This window comes from Pluralibacter sp. (assembly GCF_019237635.1).
In the GTDB taxonomy this organism is placed as follows: Bacteria; Pseudomonadota; Gammaproteobacteria; order Enterobacterales; family Enterobacteriaceae; genus Enterobacter_B.
On record NZ_JAFAGS010000154.1, the window covers coordinates 63,353 to 80,471 of the forward strand.

The window sequence follows — 17,119 nt, forward strand, 5'->3', positions numbered from 1 at the left end:
GCCGCCCGGTGCTCTGAGCGGCAATTGATGTGGGTTTTATGACCTGTCACACAACATGCTAGTGAGGCGCTACAGAGATCTCCCGGCTGAAAGTAATAGGCTCCTTCAATTCCTCACAAACGATCTTAAATTTTATTACCCCTTGACCTTCTGAAATCGGAATTAATGTCAATTCATCGAACGTTAGCGATAGACTTTGTAATAATTTCTTGGCTCGGAGCGTTACCCTGTTCCCATCATAGCTAATCCAATTCGAGGCGTTTACTGGTTGAATTCGGTCAAATACATTAGGTAGTGTGAATTTTTCCAAGTCAGCGGATAGGATCGAGCCACCAAAATATTTCCCACTCAATAAGCTTTTTCTGACATCACCTATATGCTTCCTCGCTTGCTGTTTTTTTCGCTCACTTTCCACCGGACTCATTGGAATGTCGATGGTTGGCTTTTTTGTGAAGATATCTTCATTATCATAATTGAGTGCCGCTATAAAACTTGGTAATTCGATATCGATATGAATATCACTTGCGACCTTTTTCCCTAAATTCTCTAATGTTGGGGATATTGTATGGGAACATTCTTCTCGACACTTAAACAAGAACAGCTTTTTATTATAAGAATCTATCTCTTTATCTGATGGTAATTTATTATTGTATTCATCAATCTGCTCGTGAGTTATTAGTTCATTATATTCATGCGGCACATCACTTCGATTTAAAGACGGTATGTATTTTTGTTCAAATCCATCTTCAGGTAACGTAAGGATAAGTTTTTCTTCCAGCATCAATAACTTTAACACTGGCATATCAGAGGTAAGTTGACTTTCATATTCCCTTAGCTTCTCTCGAAGTTTTCTATTCTCCGTGGATAGTTCAGCTAACTCATTAGACACCTCTTTTGGGGTGACCTGATCCCCTCGAACCCATCCGACCCGTGGCGTTCTTCGCATTGCTTTGGGGAGTGCAATAGCAACTTGAGTAGCTAAATCGTCCATAGACTCCCAAAAATTACACATTTTGTTAGCTTTAGCTTTTTCAATAAAACGTTCTAGGTTTGCACTCTTTTGAGGATCGGATTCACGTTCATTTGGTAATGTCCCGACATTCCTATCTCGTATAAATGCAAGTACCGGAATGCCTAAGGATTTAGCATAATCATATTCCATCTCAGTGTAACTTAACCCCGTTGAAGCGACAGAACCATACCTATGACCGATTATGATGATATAATAATCACTTCCTTCTATTGTTTCCCTTATAACCTCCCATTGTTCAGAATCATCAGCGCTAAACATTTCCATGCCAACTGGGAAGTGATATAAGCTCAATACAGTTTCAATGATTTTTTTACGTGCCTTAAATAGATCTTCATAAGTTGAACTAACAAATATTTGGTATTTTTTTTCGTCCATAACCCCTCCTTTTCATGAGAAAGAAAATACCAAAAAAAAGAGAAAACCCAAAGCTAATCTACAGTTTTTCTAAACTGGTCAGAATCAATTCTTCAATGAGTTGCCCATCATCATTAGAAAGCCCCAGTAGACCACGAGCAGGGTATTTAACCGATTCGCTGTTTCGCCCTGGCTTATCTTTGAGGCCGTACTGATGCACATTCGCCATCCGTTGCACCTTGCCGGTAAATTCCACGACTGCGGCGTCATTTCCTGCCGTGGCTTTCATAAAGCGACTGGTGCGGAGTTTGGCGAACATTTCCCGCTTAACCCGGCCTTTCTTTGCTTTCACCGGCTGGCGCTTTCTCGCGGCGTAGGGGGTGCCGTCGGGCGCTTTCTGCGTTTTAATCCGGCGCTGTTGTCGGGTTCGCAGGGTCTTCGCGATATCTGCGGCCATCTTACGTCGGGCGGTCGGGGAGAGTGCCGCAATCAGCCCCGCGAGCTTATCCTCAAACGGTTTAAAGTCATTCATACCAGCGGCTCAGGCGGCTGAGGTTCCGGCACCGATTCAACGTGTAGCTTATCGCCATCCTCACGGACAATGGTGCGCTCGGTCAGCATCAGGCTGATACTGATATCGGCGCTGTCGTTATCGTTGATATCGGCAAAATAGGTGAAGCCCTTTTTACGCCCCTCATCGGTCGTCATGATGTCGGCCTGATGAATGCGTAACCATGCCTGAATCGGTACGAGCAGCAGCTCGATATCGCCGGTGAAATCGGTCACCACGACATTGAGCGTGTACTGATTTTCGAACGACAGCGACGCCGCCAGTGTCGAGGCCAGTTTCCCGTTATCGATAAAAATGCGCATCATATCGGGGTTACGCGCCAGCACCGGCACGGCGTCAGTTAAGGCTTTTCGCAGACTCTTCGGCTTGTACATCGATTTTATCCTGGCAGTTTTTCACGGTTCTGACCTGAAGCGCACAGCGCTCAAGGGCGCTTTCGAGCTGGCGTATATCCGCGCTCAGGTCACCATTGGTGGCCGGGTCACTTCCCGGCATCGGGCACAGGCTGACCCTCGGGCAGGCGTTGTAAACAATCACCGGCGTCGGCACAGGCGGCGCGCTGGTGCAACCGGCGCACAGCATCAGGCAAATCAGCGCTATACCAGCGGCGAAGCTGTTCGTTTTCATTGAGTAACCTCGTTATGGTCTGTTCCCGACGTTGCGCCCGGGCGCCAGCATCGATGAGCTCACCGCGCAGTAAGACCTGAGCGGTTTCGTTTTCACTACGGATGCGGTGGGCGGTTTTAATCTGACTTTTCAGCATGCTAATCACCGTCTTTTGCTCACCGGCGACTTTGTTCGCCCGTTCAAATGAGCGGGTCAGGTTGGCGTTTTCGTGGCGCATCCAGAGCAACCCGGCCACGGCCAGCACCAACAACACAATCAGCGTTTTCATTGCGCCCCCTTCAGGCAGTAAGTACGCTCGCGAGAGCGGCGATTTTCGAGGCCGGTACTACGGACGCCATTCACAAACACCCAGCGGGTGAGCTGGTCACAGGCTTGCCACCATTGCCGGTGCTTCAGGTGATAAACCAGCGTTGAGCGACAGGCCGCGCCGGTGCCGACGTTAAACGCGAAGCTGACCAGCGCGTCATAGACGGCGGGCGGCATCTGCACCGGCACACAGACCGCGAGGCGTTTCTCGACGTTCAGCACGTCGGCGACCAGATTCGCGGCGGCTTCTTTCTCGGTGATATCCCGTTTCGGCACCACCCCGGCAGTGTGGCCAATGCCTGACGTCCACACGCCCGCGCTGCACTGGTAAGGGCGCAACCGGCAACCCTCGAGGTCGGCAATCAGCGCGAGCCCCTCCGGCGAGGTGTGAAGCAAACGAAAATCAGGCACCAGTGCCGCCAGCGCCAGCACGACAGCCACACTGCAACGTTTAACGATTGAGGCCACGAATAACCCCCTTATCAGTCCCCATTGAAACGAGATAGCGATACGTCTGACGGCGGTACCAGAAATTCACCAGCGCGGTAAAAATGGCACAGCCACCCCCGATAAAAATCGCCAGCTTTTCGGGCGTCTGCGTACCGAAATACGCCAGCGCCACGGACAGCCAGTAGGTCAGAAAGGTCGTGATTTTTTCCATCGTCAGTCCCACAGGTTCACGGTCTCCGATACCGGCGCGGCGTCCACTTCAGGCAGACTGACCACCGTGCCATGTGGCAGGATGACGCCCAGCTCAGCGAGACCCGGATTGGCCGTTAATACCGCCTCGACCACACCCTCAGTGCGCCCGTAATGGCGCTGACATAACGTGTCGAGCGTGTCGCCCTGATGCGCGATAACGTTCATCAGATTTGCCCCACGATGCAGCGCGCTTTGTCCTGGATTCGGGCAACCGACCACCGCATGTCACGCCACATTTCATCGATGGTGTCCTCGATGCTGTCGGCCTTTTTATCCCCTTTGGCGCTGGCATCTACGCCCCGGTAACGCTCGTACAGCGTCGCGGTCGTCATCGAGCAAACGGCGTTGAAGTAGTGAAAAACCCGCACACTTTCGCCGTCGAGCTCATCCGTCGGCACATCCTCGAGGCGCAGGTAACCGGCGGCGAGCTGAAGGTCGCGCCAGTCGGTTAACTCGGCGTTGGTCTCGGCCATCGCGGTTTTAATCGCCCGGCGCAGACGTACCGGCGTCACGGTCTGCTCGAGGCGCATTTCTTCGCGCATGCGCTTCGGGTCAACGTCAGGGAAAAAGGCGGTGTTTTTAATCACCGGCTCCTCGACCGGCGCAGGCGGGATGACCATCTGGTCGCGCGGTTGCGTCGGGTTGTTCATCACAATCGGGGTCATGACTACCTCAGTAATTAGGTGGGCGGTGGACGCCAGTCGCAGTTGCGGTGAATCACCGACATTGACCAGCGTGCCGCCCGGCGCGGGGCGCGTTCGGTTAACCGGTGACTTTCTTCGGACGTCCCCGCCCTCGTTTCACCGGTGAATCTTGTTTTTTCGCGGGTGCCTTTTTCGCGGCGGCTTTCGGTGCCGCTTTTTTGACGACGACCGGCTTCGGGTTCAGTTCACGACTGAGGGTTTCAATGTCCTTGCGAACACCGGCGTTAGTGTCGAGCTGAAGTGCGCGTTGCAGGTGTGCCAGCGCGTCAGGACGCTGACCCGCATCACGCAACGTCAGACCGGTGACCTTATGCAGTCGGGCGCGCACTTCGTCAGGCATGTCGGCGGTATCGGTCAGGCTGATGACCTCAAGCAGCAGCACGGCGTCGACTGGCTCCCCGGCGATACGGGCGCGGAGTGCCGCGAGCGCGACCTCTTCGGCCAGCATGTAAGGCGCGGGGCGGGAATGGTTTTCCGGCATCGACAGACCGAAACGCAGCGCATAGCGCGCAATCTCGACAGCGCCGGTGATATCCCCCGCATCCAGACGCCAGAGCATCACCGTCATCAGGATGTCATCCTGTGCGCCGGTGCCGCTTTCCAGTACGCCAGCGACCCACGGCAGGTACAGCGGGAGTAATTCGCGTTTTTTATCCGCTTTACGTTCTTTTGAGCGAATGTCTGATAGCGTCCGGCGGTCTGCGGCCAGCTTGACGAGCATTTGCTCGTAAGCTGAGGCATGTCGCAACGGGGCGTTATCCCGTTGCGATGCCCTGATAGCCGAGACCCGCATCGCGTGACGCTGTGCGGGGGTTGCCATCGGTTACGCCTCCGCGCCGTCAGTGGTTTTGGTTTCAGCCGGTGCAGTGCCGGTCAGAGACTGCATCGCCTTGACCATCTCCGCCGCAAAGACTTCCGCACTCACGGGCGCCGTGGTGGCGGTTTCTTCAGGCTCGAGGATCTCGATATTTTCAATCAGACACCCTGCCTCGTAGTCCTCGATGACGAAATCGACTTTGACCTGTTCGTAGTTCTCCACCTGATCCAGTTTCGGATTCTCGACGATATGGCGGCGGTGGCCGTCTTCGTACAGATAAATCGAAATGTTATCGAGCGTGGTGATAAAAACGCTGTTGGCCGGGAAGAACGGCGCACGCACCGCCTGAAGCTGACCGATGGTTTTCTGGCTGATAATCAGCTCACCGGCGAGCTGTTCGCTGTTCGCCTGGAATTTGTTAATCATCGGGAAGTATTTGTCGGTCAGGATACGGCGACCACAGATAACCACCATTTCCGGGTTTTCGCGGTGAATTTCCGCGACCAGAGACTCGAAGCCATCCATCACCAGCGCGTCGAGGTTGGCGTAATGACCGCCTTTCCCCACCTTGATGGTATTGGAAATCACGGTGCCGTCATCGTCGGTGATGGCCGACATCACACGCTCGGGCGCGTCGTTGCGGTATTTCTGCAACCAGCCGACGGCCACGTCCTGAAGTAACGGGTTTTTGGCACGGTCGGAGGTCGCCGCGCGGCTCACACCGTTAAAACCGATGGTGATGTAGTCCAGCGCCTGACGCCTGATGATGGCGTTGCGAATACGGATCTGGAAATCCTGAAAACGCGCCCACAGGTCGAGCTTGTTGTACTTCAGGTGATAGTCAAAGTTCACCGGGTGGCAGAAATAGCGGTACGCATCGAGCTTCGCGAAATCAGCGGTTTTACGCTCGACACCGCCGTCAGTGTCAGCGGTGCTGGCAATGGAGCCGGTCACATCGATACCGACTTTCTCCTCGGTCAGCTCGGAAACGGTCACCATGTTGATGAGCTTCAGGAAGCTGGACGACTGCTGAATTTTGTCAAACAGGGTCTGCGTCACCGACGGCTCGACGGTGAATTTTTTGTTGAGATCGCTGACCGCGATGCCGTTCAGTTCGGCGATACGGCTCAGGTACTGATTGAATTTAAAACGGGTGTCTTTACGCATGGGTTTTGTATTCCTTCGGGTTTATCAGGGGTTAGCAGTCGGTCAGCGTGGAGCCTGCCGAATCACCGTCGCCACCGGCGCTTAACTTGCGACGCGGTTGCGTCTTGTCTTCGGTGTTTTCCAGCGTGATTTTGATGGTGCTGAATTGCTGCGAGGTGGCTGCGGCCTGTTCGGTCAGCGCCTTTTTGACGTCGGCGAGCTCGGTTTCAAGCTGGCTGAAACGTACCCCGGCGCTTTCGCCGCTGGTCTGTACCTGCTCGGCGATGGCGGTCACGGCTTCGTGCACGTCACCGAATCGCGCGTCGTCGCTGGCCTGTTTGCGGCTGAAGATGCTTTTTACGGTGTCGCTCAGACGGGTGATGATGGTGTCGGGCTGGTCTTCGAATTCCAGTTCGGCAAGGGTCGCCACAGAGAACAGGTCACCGGGCTGGTCTTTCTTCCCGGCCAGCGGGTTTTGCTGTGCGTTTGAGCAGAATTGCAGGTATTCGGTGCCGAGGCTTGCCGGGTCGTCGGTCACCGCCAGCCCGATGAGGTGGCATTTGCCGGTGTTGGCGAAGTTCGGGCGGATCTCCATCGAGGTGTAAACCTTCTGGCCTTTCGCCACCATCGCGACCAGATTGTCGAGCGGCGCGATTTTACCGAACAGCGCCAGCTTGCCGTTGAGCGCCGAATCGTCGTCGATCACTTCCGCTTTCACTTCCACCACATCGCCATAACGGCAAAACGGGGTGTCAGGAATAACGCTGCGGATATGCTCGAGGTTGATACGACAGCCGTAGACGCGCGGGTCAAAACCGTCGGCCATTTCCTGAATATCGGTTGCACTGATGACGCGACCGTCGCAGGTGTCACCCTCGACGCCGATGCGAAACCATTTCGAAACTTTTTTAGCCATGAGTCAGGTGTCCTGAGTTGGGTTATCGGGTCGGATGTAGTTTCCCGACTCAGCCCCTCGCCAGCCACCGGTTACAGAAGTGCACCCCCTGACACAACAGGGGTTTAGCGATTCATCCCCCCTGAATCTTTAGCCTTGCCGTGTACTCATCACAGTGAGGTTTTATGACCACTACCACCGACACATCACTACTCAGCGACCCGCGACGACAGGCCGCGCTTTTGTTCTGGCAGGGCTATTCCGTGCCACAAATTTCGGAGCAGTTGCAGGTCAAGCGCCCCACGGTGCAGAGCTGGAAACAGCGGGATAAATGGGAAGAGACCGCCCCGTTAAACCGGGTCGAATTCACGCTCGAGGCGCGGCTGATTCAGCTCTACGCTAAGCCTGACCTGACAGCACACGACTTTAAGGTCGCGGATTTTCTGGCACGCCAGATGGAGCGCCTCGCGCGGGTTAACCGCTACGGCCAGACCGGCAACGAAGCGGATTTAAACCCGAAGGTGGCCAACCGCAACAAAGGGGAAAAGAAGAAACCGAAAAAGAACTTTTTCAGCGACGAGGCTATCGAAAAACTCGAAGAGATTTTCCTCGACCAGTCTTTCGACTATCAGCTCGAGTGGTGGCGCGCGGGGCTGGCGCACCGCATCCGGCACATCCTGAAATCGCGTCAGATTGGCGCGACGTTCTACTTTGCGCGTGAAGCGCTGTTGCAGGCGCTGAAGACCGGCCACAACCAGATTTTTTTATCAGCCAGTAAGACGCAGGCCTATGTATTCCGAAAATACATCATCGCCTTTGCCCGACAGGTCGGCGTCGAGCTCACCGGCGACCCGATTGTGCTCGGGAACAACGGCGCGGAGCTGATGTTTCTCGGCACCAATGCCAACACGGCACAGAGCCACAACGGCGACCTGTATGTCGACGAAATTTTCTGGATACCGAATTTTCAGAAGCTGAAGCGCGTCGCCGGTGGCATGTCGTCACAGGAGCACTTGCGCACGACCTATTTCTCGACCCCGTCGTCGCTGGCACACGGTGCCTATCCGTTCTGGTCGGGTGAGCAGTTCAACAAGGGGCGTTCAGACAAGAGCGAGCGCGTCGATATCGATATCAGTCACGCCGCACTGGCGAAGGGCGTCGCCTGTCCTGACGGCCAGTGGCGGCAGATTGTCACCATCGAGGACGCGCTCGCCAAAGGGTGCACCCTGTTTAACATCGATACGCTGAAGCGCGAGAACAGCGTCGATGAGTTCCGCAACCTGTTTATGTGCGAGTTCGTCGACGATAAAGCGTCGGTCTTCCCGTTCGAAGAACTCCAGCGTTGCATGGTCGACAGCCTCGAAAAATGGGAGGACTACCAGCCCTTCGCCGACCGGCCATTCGGTCACCGCCCGGTGTGGATTGGTTACGACCCGTCACTGCGTGGCGACAGCGCCGGTTGCGTCGTCATCGCACCGCCGGTGGTCGCCGGTGGCCGGTTCCGAATCCTCGAGCGTCATCAGTGGAAAGGGATGGATTTTGCCCAACAGGCCGAATCCATTCGCGAGCTCACGCAGAAATACACCGTCGAATACATCGGCATCGATGCGACCGGGCTCGGTCAGGGGGTCTTCCAGCTCGTGCGCTCGTTCTACCCGGCAGCGCGTGAAATCCGCTACACGCCGGAAATGAAAACCGCGATGGTGCTGAAAGCAAAAGACACCATTCGCCGCGGTTGCCTCGAGTACGACGTCAGCGCGACCGACCTCACGCAGTCGTTTATGTCGATTCGTAAAACCATGACCAGCAGCGGCCGCAGCTCGACCTATGAGGCCAGCCGCACCGAGGAAGCCAGTCACGCAGACCTCGCGTGGGCAACCATGCACGTATTAATCAATGAGCCGCTGACCGCCGCGACCGGCGAACAGTCATCCAGCATTATGGAGTGGAACTGATGAGCAAGAAACGCAACAAGCGCCAGCAGCCGCCGCGCACCGAAAATCACACCGCCGCACCGGCACAGAGCATGGAAGCGTTCACCTTCGGCGAACCGACGCCGGTACTCGATCGCCGCGACATTCTCGATTATGTGGAGTGTATCGATAACGGTCAGTGGTACGAGCCGCCGGTGAGTTTCTCCGGGCTGGCGAAGAGCATGCGCGCCGCCGTTCACCACAGCTCACCGATTTACGTGAAGCGTAATATTCTGGTGTCGACCTACATCCCGCACCCGCTGTTATCCCGTCAGGACTTCACCCGGTTCGCACTCGATTATCTGGTGTTTGGTAATGCGTTTATCGAAGAGCGTCGCAGCCTGACCGGCAAGCCGTTAAAGCTGGAAACCTCACCGGCGAAATACACCCGCCGTGGCATCGAGGATGATGTGTACTGGTATATTCAGAGCTACACACAGCCGCACCAGTTCGCGCCCGGTTCCGTTTTTCACCTGCTCGAGCCCGATATTAATCAGGAGCTCTACGGGATGCCGGAATACCTGAGCGCGCTCAATTCAGCCTGGCTGAATGAGTCTGCGACACTGTTCCGCCGCAAGTATTACCAGAACGGCGCCCATGCCGGGTACATCATGTACGTGACCGACGCGGCACAAAGCAGCACCGACGTCGAGGCACTGCGAAAGGCGATGCGTGACTCGAAAGGACTCGGCAATTTTAAGAATCTGTTTTTCTACGCGCCGCACGGTAAACCGGACGGGATTAAAATTGTGCCGCTGAGCGAAGTCGCGACGAAAGATGATTTTTTTAACATCAAGAAAGTCAGCGCCGCTGACCTGCTTGACGCACACCGTATCCCGTTCCAGTTGATGGGCGGCAAGCCGGAGAACGTCGGCTCAGTGGGCGACGTTGAGAAAGTGGCAAAGGTCTTTGTGCGTAACGAGCTTACGCCGCTACAGGCGCGCTTCATGGAGCTGAACGAGTGGGCGGGTGAAGAGATTATCCGCTTCGAAAAATACACGCTGGATCCCGCCGAATAATCACACCCTACGCCGCCCGTCGTGGCGGCTTTACCCCCACCTCACACAACGTCCTCAGCGCCACGACACGCCGTCGCCGCTTCACCGCACCTCATTACTCACCCGAGACCACGACAACGCCACAGGGACGCGCTCAGGCGCTGAATAAATAAATTAAATACCCGCCTCAGTGCGCAATGCTTACCCCGCCACGCCTGCCCGCTTCAGGGGGCGGTTTTAATGCAATTGCATGAGAGCGACGCATAGAGATATCATGGGAGCTTAGGTGATAAAAACTACATTCCTTACTGCATGCGTTTTGATGCGAGATAATATTGCAGCAGACTCTGTAGGTTTTGTGACTAATATTGGGTATTACACACCTTAAGACCTGTACTGGTGGGGGAACGAATGTCAGAACATTTTATTGAGTATGATGAGCAGGCTGAAAACGAAGACGATGTTGAGCTAGTCGAGGGAACTGACTTCTCTGCTGCTGTAGTTAGCGGCACCGACTGGACAACGGAAACTATTATTAACCAAATTAATAAAAACAATATTCAGCTTAATCCTGATTTTCAGCGACGCGATGCGTGGGATAAATCAAGAAAAAGTAATTTCATTGAGTCATTGATATTAGGTTTGCCAATACCACAGTTAGTTTTAGCTGAAAGAAAGGAGCAAAGAGGTGCATATATAGTCCTTGATGGGAAACAACGATTGTTAAGTATCCGTCAATTTGCAGCAGAAAAAGACGATGAAATTTATGAGCCCCTAAAGTTAAGCGGTTTAGAGATTAGAACGGACCTCAAAGGAAAAAATCTGCACGACCTTAAAGAGGATGCTGGTTATTATAATGATGTAGCGGCGTTTGAGAATCAACCAATAAGAACTGTTGTAATTAAAAACTGGCCGAGTGAAGAATTTCTTTATCATGTGTTTTTGCGTCTTAACACTGGCAGTGTCCAATTGGCACCTCAAGAGCTACGGCAAGCCCTTCATCCCGGACCTTTTGTTTCCTTTATCGATGCTTGTGCTCCAGATAACAAAGCAATTATCAATATATTGAAGCTAAAGAAACCTGATTTCCGTATGCGTGATAATGAATTGTTATTGAGATACTATGCTCTCAAAAATTTCCTTCCGGATTACGCAGGAGATCTTAAGAAGTTCTTAGATAATACATGTTTGAATTTTAATAGGGATTGGGCGCGTGTTGAAAGTATGGTGATAGAGCACTTTGAACAGCTGAATTTTGCCCATGAAGCAATATTGAAAGTTTTTGATACTAACAGTTATAGAAAGTGGTTTGCTGGCGATTATGAAAGGAAATTCAACAGAGCTATTTTTGATATAATGACACTCTCTTTTTCTCATTCAGAAGTTAGAACTGCTACTATCGGCAGAGAAGCTGAGGTTGAGGCGCTTTTTAAAAGGCTTTGTCATGATAACTATAGCTTCCTTTCGTCGATTGAAACTACAACGAAAAGCTTAAAATCAACATACACTAGAATTTCAGTATGGTTTAATGAGCTTAATGTACTGCTAAATACTAAATTGCCAACTCTCGAATTTGATGAGGCTGCTAATAGAATAAAAGTGGTGTGATTATGGCAGAGTCTGAGCGTTTTACTGCATTGCAGGAAAGATTGGGTGAGTTAAGGAGACACTTACTTCCTGCTGAGTTTTCTCCTATTGGTGAATACGAATCTATGCAGCTAGATATGGCAAAGGGCTACCGCTTGTTGACCCATGCTGAGTTTGAATCTTATCTGGAGGATATTTCTAAAGGTACTGTGCTATATGCTTTGCAGCAATGGAATAGAAATAAAGTACCGTCTATGACGATTGTGTCATTTCTTGCCGCGTATCATAGTTGCTGGTCTGTTGGTGATGAACAAAGCAACCAAGAGCTAATTGACTTATCCCGGGCAAGAACTAACCCAAAAGATTCTCTAAGTGAAATCATGAATATTGCTAGCAAGCAATTCATAAATAAAATTAGCTCGAATCATGGGATTAAGGCAAAAAACTTCAAATCATTAATATTACCAACAGGTGTTGACATTGATGAGCTTGAACCTCAGATGTTACCAAAATTAGATAGCTTTGGTTCGAAGCGTGGTGAGATAGCTCATTTGTCTGCAAAGGTTAATCAGCAAATAAATCCTAAGGATGAATTGGATGATGTTAACTTTATATTGGATTGCTTTCGTGAGTTAGATCAAAAATTAGTTATGATAAAAGAAGGGATGTAAATTGTAAGCCATGTATTTTTTACATGGCTTTTCTTTAAAACATTATTCTATACGATGAAATAAATCCTCATCATTGTTGCTTTCATTTTCTCTGTTTGCAAGGTCAGCAATGAGAGTGAGTGCGAGCTTTAAGTCTGCTGGTTTGCAGTTTGCAATCAGAGATACCTCGGCAATAAATTGCACACAAGCCCACTTTTGCTGCGTTCGGCTGAAATGCTCCCCAAACATGAAATCCCTCCCAATATGGTTACTGTATATTTATACAGTATCACGTATTGATAAAAGATGGGAAGAAAAAAATGAAACGCGCAGGTGCTGTATGTTTATGATATGGATACGAATTACCCAGATGATAGTTTTGATATTTCACCCAGACCAGCAACACGTTTGAGGATTCTCCTGGCCTTAGCCTGATGCTATGGTGCAGCGGAAAATATTTCTCCTTTGGCCGTTCCGCGTATCCATATGCCATCAAAACAACTTTTACCACCCGCCATCAGGTGCAGGGCTTCGCCACGGCTGATAGTGATGCCGGTTGTCAGATGTATCTTGTCGATAGTTTTCGCTACAATTGCGTTTTGCTCATCCGTTCCGTGGATGAATTTTCGTCGTATTGCTGGCTTTTGCTTCCTGAGTCGGTTCGTCAGTTCTCGTCTTTCACGCCGACTTAGAGGTTTTGTTAAATCCTGTATCGGTGGATCGCTTTCGCTTCCCGTACAGTTATTGACAGAACTCCGAGGGACGGCAAAGCCGTCCTGAAGGTCAACGGCCAAATCAACGGCGCGCTTCGGAACAATCTTCCATTGCGTTAGTCGGGTTAAAATTGGGGTGCCGGCACCGATGACAGAATCGTAAACACCACGGATAGCGACAGTTTCCTCGCCGTACTGATTAAACTCGGCGCGTGGCTCGTACAATGTGCGTACCTGCAAGTCATCACGGCGCACGAATGGCCCACCCTGAGCATTGACATAACCAGCCCAATCACCAGCGTCAGCCGCATCATGAACAGAAGCAAACTCAACGCTGAGGCCGTGAGCGGTCTCGGTATCAGCAAGGCGACGCAACTCGCGGTAGACGGTTACCGGCGCGCCACCGATAAACTGAAATTGACGAATGTGCCACCGTGCAGCCCATGCGGAAACCGCCGGTGTAGTCTCTTTTAACAGCTCGCCGCTTTCATCATCGGTTTCACTATCGAGCGCATAACCATCGATATTTTTCGAAATGTATTTTGCGACATAGCCGGTCGCGCTGCCTTTTTCCGGGTCGATAGCTTCGGCGTGAAAGCGCGCCTTTTTGGCTTTATCACTCTTCAGTTCGTGGCGGTCTTCTTCCCACGCATATTGACGAATGATGAGGCGAACACGCTCGACATCTTCAGGCAACATAAACATCAGCATATGCCAGTGAGGGGTTGCATCATGGTGTGGCTCAGCTACACGGATCCCGAAAATGCGGATGTCTTCGCGGTGTAGCTTTGCCCGGATTCGCGCCCATAGACCAGTAAGATAACTTTGCGTGTCTGACGGGCTGGCACCGTTCCATTTACTGTTACGGTAACCCGCTTTAATCGTGGCGTGATATTTAGACGGCGCAGTCAGAGTGTAAAACTCCCCGATATAACCGAGCTCATTACAGATATTTTCAAATCCGCGAATGCGGGTCATGAGTTCACAGCGGCGAATAGCAGGGTTAGCAACGGAGCCATCATATTTTTCAATCAGGCTGATACGGTTGCCGTCTTCGTCTTCGAGCTCCAGCCCTTTGAGAAACTCACGGGTGCGGCGCTTCTGCTCGCGCCAGTCGGTGACGCAGTTTTTACTCGCATATGTGTGTTTTTTCTTGCTGACATTGCCGACGGCAATTTGCAGATGTTCGCGCCATGCAGCCGCAACGCGACGAAGACGGCCGCGCCACCATGCCTCGGTAAACATACGAATAACGGCGGGGGCAATATCATCCTGATTGAAGACTTTGCGTGTCACTCGCTCCCAGTGGGGAGGGGTAACGTTGAATTGGCGTGAGATATACCCGGCACGCATGTACCAGGTATAAAGCGTTTTTAGCTCACCGGAATCGCTGTCATCAATATTGGCAAGTTCACCACGAATGAAATTAGCTATATCAGCGGCGAGCAAATCAATATCGGCGCGTGTCATATCCGGTAGGCGATTGTATCGCGCCACCATATTGACCATACGCGATGCCAGATACTGAACTAACTGTGTATCAAACTGACCACCAAAAACATGAGCAGATAAATTCTTGTTAATGCCAGTACATTCATATTTTTTTTCGACCAGTTCGAGGCGCGGCAATGCCTTTTTACAGAAGCTGATTAAAAAGGCATTGGCTCGCTGACTGCCCTGATTTTGCTCCAGCACCGCAGCAGTGCGGTAAACATCAAAGCGAACACTATCGGGCTGAAGAGAAAGTACCTTTCGAGCATGCAGCAAAGCCGCAAACATACGATTGCGGCGTTGTTGTTGGTCATAGGTAAGATATGGGCTCGCTATAGCCGATCGCGGAGCGTTCCACGGGTAAGCGTAGGCCATTGAGCTATACATCAACTCTCATACCCTTGACGCGTCCTGTGCACACGAGCTCGAAGCTCGATTTTCTCAGCATCGGATAGGGGTAATTTGGGGGCGTTTAATCCTGCTTCTGCTCCTGCTCGGTACCCGTCGTAAAAAGCGATTTGCTCACTGGTGCTTCGAGCGCCGCGAGTTTTATCTCGATTTTCAGCGAGGCGATCTACTGCACTTTCAAGGTCAATTCCTGTAAGTGGTTTTGCGGCTTCTCTGTGCTCCTGAAGTTCAATCAATCCTGCCAGTAAACGCTGGTGAAAACCTTCAGCTTTCAGCCCCCAAATCAGGCGAGTCAGCTCACTGTCGGTTAGTGGTTGGTCATTCAGTACCGCTTTATCCTCTGCTAATTGCGCTGCATGAGCATCGGCACAATTATGAAATCCAGAGCCACCATCAATTTGCGGTACGCAATCAGCGCAGATACCGCAGCACCCTTTGTCATTGCTCATTAGTGCAACTCCTGTGATTCGTTTTCGTAGCGGGTGGCTTCGCGGCGCAGAAGTTCAGCTGCTTCTGCACCGTTCATACCTGTATGGGTAATATGAACGGCCAGAGCCTCGAGGCGGATTGAAACGGCTAAAGCGCGGTCTTTGCGCTCTTCTTTTTTGGCCTCTTTAAACAAGGCCGCTAATACGTCATCATCAGTACTGCTCGGCGTTGATAAGAAAATAGTTCGACTCATAAAACCTCCTGAATTTGGGCAAAAGAGTGCCCGGCGGGTTTACGCCATTAATTTCTGTTGTGGGTTAGTTCGGCATGGTTAGCCGTTTTGGAAATAAACTCACCACTGCACGAAAATGATTCATCGCTGTAATAAGCGCTTTTTTCTCGTCAGTCGTCAGCTCACTTAATTCGAGCTCATGACGAGCTGTCGGTATTTTTGCCAGAAAGAATATTGCGGCCATTGCGCGGCTATTCTCTTCAAACAGTGGATCACGTTTATTGCGCATATCGCGGATAAACAGCTCGACCTCTTTCCAGCCATCACCCCAAAACCTAGCGCGTAACTCAGCGATATGATTCAAACCGGCCAATCGTTCACCGGCGTTCAGTGGCGCAGACAGTTCAACAGCTTCGAGAGCCATGATTCCTCCTGCTTATTGGTCGACAATCCAGCCAGTAAGTCAGCTTGCGACCGGCTCGGATGCCAGCGCTTACCTTTATCACCTGCAATCCAGCCATGGCCGTAATGCATCGATGGGTTTTGTTTAACGAGTAGTGATGCAAAAGATGGCTCTTTAGTCAGCATAACCACCTCACACCAAACCGAATGTTGCGCCGATGCCGGTCATGGTATCGACGACGCTCGACATGGCCGGGTTAGCCTGTAGGCGAGCTTGTAACGCCAGGGCGGAAAGAGACAACATGCGAATACCCGAATTTACACTCTCAACCATGCTGTACTTGCGATCTGAAGTCATGCGTTCAGTTGATACTGCATTGGTCGCCAGCTCGCCGAGCTCGCCCATAGCACGCATGATATAGGTCTGTAATTTATCCTTCGCCAATTCATTCACCGGCACGCAAGGTAAGCAATGAATCTGAGCGAGAAAGCCATCAATAAGGGTTGAGTCTTCTGTCAGGTCAGTCAACAGCCACAATTCAGGTGGCGTGAACTGGTGAGGCTGTTCCGGGTTGAGCTTGTTACGTAACGTTTGAACGTTCATACCCGCACGCTCGGCCAGCTTCGTCATGTTGTGATGTTGCGCAAAAGCCCGGCATGCTTCGTCATAGTGGGGATGTTTGGAAACTTGAAAATCAAACATGCGCTTTTCCTTCAAATCTTAAATAATCGAGTTTTTCAGGCAGTCACATAGCGGCAGTTGAGGCCTTGTGCCAGAAGGCGAGCACGGAAGGCAACCATGTTGATACGCGCAGCACCTCCGTCTTTTTTACGAGGCATGATGAGTAAGTCACCATCAGCAACCATCTGTTTTACAGTGCGAAGGCTGTAGCCATAGCGCTCAGCAAATTCGTCATATGTCATGAGGTCTGCGCCGGACGGGATTGCAATTTGTGGAGTCATAAGTGATTATTCTCTGTTAAGTGTAATTACAGTGCATTGGCGTGCATTTTTCAGTTTCAAGCAAAATCTAATCTTATTTATTTAAGGTGTCAAATTGGATTTTTGCGATAACTTGGAT

Annotated in this window: 23 protein-coding genes and 1 pseudogene; 4 read left to right on the forward strand and 20 right to left on the reverse strand. The window is 51.5% G+C overall.

Going from position 1 to position 17,119, the window contains the following annotated elements:
* Positions 1-58 precede the first annotated feature (58 nt).
* The 12 genes from JO226_RS18050 to JO226_RS18105 all read right to left on the reverse strand — a co-directional run bounded on the left by JO226_RS18050 (position 59) and on the right by JO226_RS18105 (position 7,176).
* Entirely contained in the window at positions 59-1,408 is a 1,350-nt protein-coding gene (locus JO226_RS18050) for a DUF4062 domain-containing protein (RefSeq protein WP_293640874.1), read from the reverse strand.
* Between the two features lie 58 nt (positions 1,409-1,466).
* The gene (locus tag JO226_RS18055) at positions 1,467-1,919 is read right to left on the reverse strand and encodes a phage virion morphogenesis protein (RefSeq protein ID WP_293640876.1); all 453 of its coding nucleotides are present in this window, start codon (positions 1,917-1,919) and stop codon (positions 1,467-1,469) included.
* Positions 1,916-2,332, reverse strand: a complete 417-nt coding sequence (locus JO226_RS18060; RefSeq protein ID WP_293640879.1) for a phage tail protein — start codon at positions 2,330-2,332, stop codon at positions 1,916-1,918. Before JO226_RS18060 ends, JO226_RS18055 begins: the two co-directional genes overlap by 4 nt.
* Positions 2,295-2,540: an Rz1-like lysis system protein LysC gene (lysC, locus tag JO226_RS18065; protein WP_293640882.1), complete on the reverse strand. Its 246-nt coding sequence runs from the start codon at positions 2,538-2,540 to the stop codon at positions 2,295-2,297. Before lysC ends, JO226_RS18060 begins: the two co-directional genes overlap by 38 nt.
* Positions 2,440-2,853 carry an Rz-like lysis system protein LysB gene (gene lysB, locus JO226_RS18070; RefSeq protein WP_293640885.1) on the reverse strand — a complete coding sequence of 138 codons (414 nt, stop codon included), beginning with the start codon at positions 2,851-2,853 and terminating at the stop codon, positions 2,440-2,442. Before lysB ends, lysC begins: the two co-directional genes overlap by 101 nt.
* Positions 2,850-3,359: a lysozyme gene (locus JO226_RS18075; protein WP_293640888.1), complete on the reverse strand. Its 510-nt coding sequence runs from the start codon at positions 3,357-3,359 to the stop codon at positions 2,850-2,852. The genes lysB and JO226_RS18075 overlap by 4 nt, the downstream gene beginning before the upstream one ends.
* Positions 3,343-3,564, reverse strand: coding sequence for a primosomal protein (locus tag JO226_RS18080; RefSeq protein WP_112933340.1), 222 nt, complete (start codon positions 3,562-3,564; stop codon positions 3,343-3,345). The genes JO226_RS18075 and JO226_RS18080 overlap by 17 nt, the downstream gene beginning before the upstream one ends.
* The gene (locus JO226_RS18085) at positions 3,555-3,758 is read right to left on the reverse strand and encodes a tail protein X (RefSeq protein ID WP_293640891.1); all 204 of its coding nucleotides are present in this window, start codon (positions 3,756-3,758) and stop codon (positions 3,555-3,557) included. The genes JO226_RS18080 and JO226_RS18085 overlap by 10 nt, the downstream gene beginning before the upstream one ends.
* Positions 3,758-4,258: a head completion/stabilization protein gene (locus JO226_RS18090; RefSeq protein WP_293640893.1), complete on the reverse strand. Its 501-nt coding sequence runs from the start codon at positions 4,256-4,258 to the stop codon at positions 3,758-3,760. The genes JO226_RS18085 and JO226_RS18090 overlap by 1 nt, the downstream gene beginning before the upstream one ends.
* A 97-nt stretch (positions 4,259-4,355) precedes the next feature.
* Complete coding sequence (locus JO226_RS18095) at positions 4,356-5,117, reverse strand: terminase endonuclease subunit (RefSeq protein ID WP_293640895.1); 762 nt, start codon at positions 5,115-5,117, stop codon at positions 4,356-4,358.
* A gap of 3 nt (positions 5,118-5,120) precedes the next feature.
* Positions 5,121-6,281, reverse strand: coding sequence for a phage major capsid protein, P2 family (locus JO226_RS18100; protein WP_293640897.1), 1,161 nt, complete (start codon positions 6,279-6,281; stop codon positions 5,121-5,123).
* 31 nt (positions 6,282-6,312) lie between these two features.
* Positions 6,313-7,176 (reverse strand): GPO family capsid scaffolding protein, encoded by an 864-nt coding sequence (locus tag JO226_RS18105; RefSeq protein WP_293640900.1) that lies wholly within the window; start codon positions 7,174-7,176, stop codon positions 6,313-6,315.
* Between the two features lie 164 nt (positions 7,177-7,340).
* Between JO226_RS18105 and JO226_RS18110 the strand changes: the two genes are divergently transcribed.
* From JO226_RS18110 to JO226_RS18125, 4 genes are all read left to right on the forward strand, one after another.
* On the forward strand, positions 7,341-9,110 hold the full coding sequence (locus JO226_RS18110) for a terminase ATPase subunit family protein (RefSeq protein ID WP_293640903.1): 1,770 nt from the start codon (positions 7,341-7,343) through the stop codon (positions 9,108-9,110).
* Positions 9,110-10,147, forward strand: coding sequence for a phage portal protein (locus JO226_RS18115; RefSeq protein ID WP_293640906.1), 1,038 nt, complete (start codon positions 9,110-9,112; stop codon positions 10,145-10,147). The genes JO226_RS18110 and JO226_RS18115 overlap by 1 nt, the downstream gene beginning before the upstream one ends.
* Positions 10,148-10,537: 390 nt before the next feature.
* Positions 10,538-11,734, forward strand: coding sequence for a DUF262 domain-containing protein (locus JO226_RS18120; RefSeq protein ID WP_293640908.1), 1,197 nt, complete (start codon positions 10,538-10,540; stop codon positions 11,732-11,734).
* A gap of 2 nt (positions 11,735-11,736) precedes the next feature.
* Positions 11,737-12,384, forward strand: a complete 648-nt coding sequence (locus tag JO226_RS18125; protein WP_293640911.1) for a HEPN domain-containing protein — start codon at positions 11,737-11,739, stop codon at positions 12,382-12,384.
* Between the two features lie 42 nt (positions 12,385-12,426).
* Here the strand turns inward: JO226_RS18125 and JO226_RS18130 are convergent, their stop codons facing one another.
* The 8 genes and pseudogenes from JO226_RS18130 to JO226_RS18165 all read right to left on the reverse strand — a co-directional run bounded on the left by JO226_RS18130 (position 12,427) and on the right by JO226_RS18165 (position 17,001).
* Positions 12,427-12,612, reverse strand: a complete 186-nt coding sequence (locus JO226_RS18130; protein WP_293640914.1) for a hypothetical protein — start codon at positions 12,610-12,612, stop codon at positions 12,427-12,429.
* 113 nt (positions 12,613-12,725) lie between these two features.
* Positions 12,726-14,954: pseudogene (locus tag JO226_RS18135) on the reverse strand (replication endonuclease).
* Entirely contained in the window at positions 14,954-15,424 is a 471-nt protein-coding gene (locus tag JO226_RS18140) for a hypothetical protein (RefSeq protein ID WP_293640917.1), read from the reverse strand. The pseudogene JO226_RS18135 and the gene JO226_RS18140 overlap by 1 nt, the downstream one beginning before the upstream one ends.
* Positions 15,424-15,657, reverse strand: coding sequence for a DUF2732 family protein (locus tag JO226_RS18145; protein ID WP_293640920.1), 234 nt, complete (start codon positions 15,655-15,657; stop codon positions 15,424-15,426). The genes JO226_RS18140 and JO226_RS18145 overlap by 1 nt, the downstream gene beginning before the upstream one ends.
* Positions 15,658-15,721: 64 nt before the next feature.
* A complete protein-coding gene (locus JO226_RS18150) occupies positions 15,722-16,060 on the reverse strand; it encodes a DUF5347 domain-containing protein (RefSeq protein WP_293640922.1) in 339 nt (112 codons plus the stop codon).
* Positions 16,024-16,224, reverse strand: coding sequence for a phage filamentation protein Fil family protein (locus tag JO226_RS18155; protein ID WP_293640924.1), 201 nt, complete (start codon positions 16,222-16,224; stop codon positions 16,024-16,026). Before JO226_RS18155 ends, JO226_RS18150 begins: the two co-directional genes overlap by 37 nt.
* A 7-nt stretch (positions 16,225-16,231) precedes the next feature.
* Positions 16,232-16,741: a phage regulatory CII family protein gene (locus JO226_RS18160; protein WP_293640926.1), complete on the reverse strand. Its 510-nt coding sequence runs from the start codon at positions 16,739-16,741 to the stop codon at positions 16,232-16,234.
* 35 nt (positions 16,742-16,776) lie between these two features.
* On the reverse strand, positions 16,777-17,001 hold the full coding sequence (locus tag JO226_RS18165; RefSeq protein ID WP_293640928.1) for a hypothetical protein: 225 nt from the start codon (positions 16,999-17,001) through the stop codon (positions 16,777-16,779).
* Positions 17,002-17,119: the final 118 nt, after the last annotated feature.

Coding starts and splice junctions, on each gene's coding strand:
- JO226_RS18160 (WP_293640926.1), bottom strand. CDS start 16,741: ATGTTTGATTTTCAAGTTTCCAAACATCCCCACTATGACGAAGCATGC.
- JO226_RS18115 (WP_293640906.1), top strand. CDS start 9,110: ATGAGCAAGAAACGCAACAAGCGCCAGCAGCCGCCGCGCACCGAAAAT.
- JO226_RS18050 (WP_293640874.1), bottom strand. CDS start 1,408: ATGGACGAAAAAAAATACCAAATATTTGTTAGTTCAACTTATGAAGAT.
- JO226_RS18155 (WP_293640924.1), bottom strand. CDS start 16,224: ATGCTGACTAAAGAGCCATCTTTTGCATCACTACTCGTTAAACAAAAC.
- JO226_RS18100 (WP_293640897.1), bottom strand. CDS start 6,281: ATGCGTAAAGACACCCGTTTTAAATTCAATCAGTACCTGAGCCGTATC.
- JO226_RS18085 (WP_293640891.1), bottom strand. CDS start 3,758: ATGAACGTTATCGCGCATCAGGGCGACACGCTCGACACGTTATGTCAG.
- JO226_RS18145 (WP_293640920.1), bottom strand. CDS start 15,657: ATGAGTCGAACTATTTTCTTATCAACGCCGAGCAGTACTGATGATGAC.
- JO226_RS18060 (WP_293640879.1), bottom strand. CDS start 2,332: ATGTACAAGCCGAAGAGTCTGCGAAAAGCCTTAACTGACGCCGTGCCG.
- JO226_RS18130 (WP_293640914.1), bottom strand. CDS start 12,612: ATGTTTGGGGAGCATTTCAGCCGAACGCAGCAAAAGTGGGCTTGTGTG.
- JO226_RS18120 (WP_293640908.1), top strand. CDS start 10,538: ATGTCAGAACATTTTATTGAGTATGATGAGCAGGCTGAAAACGAAGAC.
- JO226_RS18150 (WP_293640922.1), bottom strand. CDS start 16,060: ATGGCTCTCGAAGCTGTTGAACTGTCTGCGCCACTGAACGCCGGTGAA.
- JO226_RS18105 (WP_293640900.1), bottom strand. CDS start 7,176: ATGGCTAAAAAAGTTTCGAAATGGTTTCGCATCGGCGTCGAGGGTGAC.
- JO226_RS18125 (WP_293640911.1), top strand. CDS start 11,737: ATGGCAGAGTCTGAGCGTTTTACTGCATTGCAGGAAAGATTGGGTGAG.
- lysC (WP_293640882.1), bottom strand. CDS start 2,540: ATGCTGTGCGCCGGTTGCACCAGCGCGCCGCCTGTGCCGACGCCGGTG.
- JO226_RS18140 (WP_293640917.1), bottom strand. CDS start 15,424: ATGAGCAATGACAAAGGGTGCTGCGGTATCTGCGCTGATTGCGTACCG.
- JO226_RS18165 (WP_293640928.1), bottom strand. CDS start 17,001: ATGACTCCACAAATTGCAATCCCGTCCGGCGCAGACCTCATGACATAT.
- JO226_RS18090 (WP_293640893.1), bottom strand. CDS start 4,258: ATGACCCCGATTGTGATGAACAACCCGACGCAACCGCGCGACCAGATG.
- JO226_RS18110 (WP_293640903.1), top strand. CDS start 7,341: ATGACCACTACCACCGACACATCACTACTCAGCGACCCGCGACGACAG.
- JO226_RS18055 (WP_293640876.1), bottom strand. CDS start 1,919: ATGAATGACTTTAAACCGTTTGAGGATAAGCTCGCGGGGCTGATTGCG.
- JO226_RS18095 (WP_293640895.1), bottom strand. CDS start 5,117: ATGGCAACCCCCGCACAGCGTCACGCGATGCGGGTCTCGGCTATCAGG.
- lysB (WP_293640885.1), bottom strand. CDS start 2,853: ATGAAAACGCTGATTGTGTTGTTGGTGCTGGCCGTGGCCGGGTTGCTC.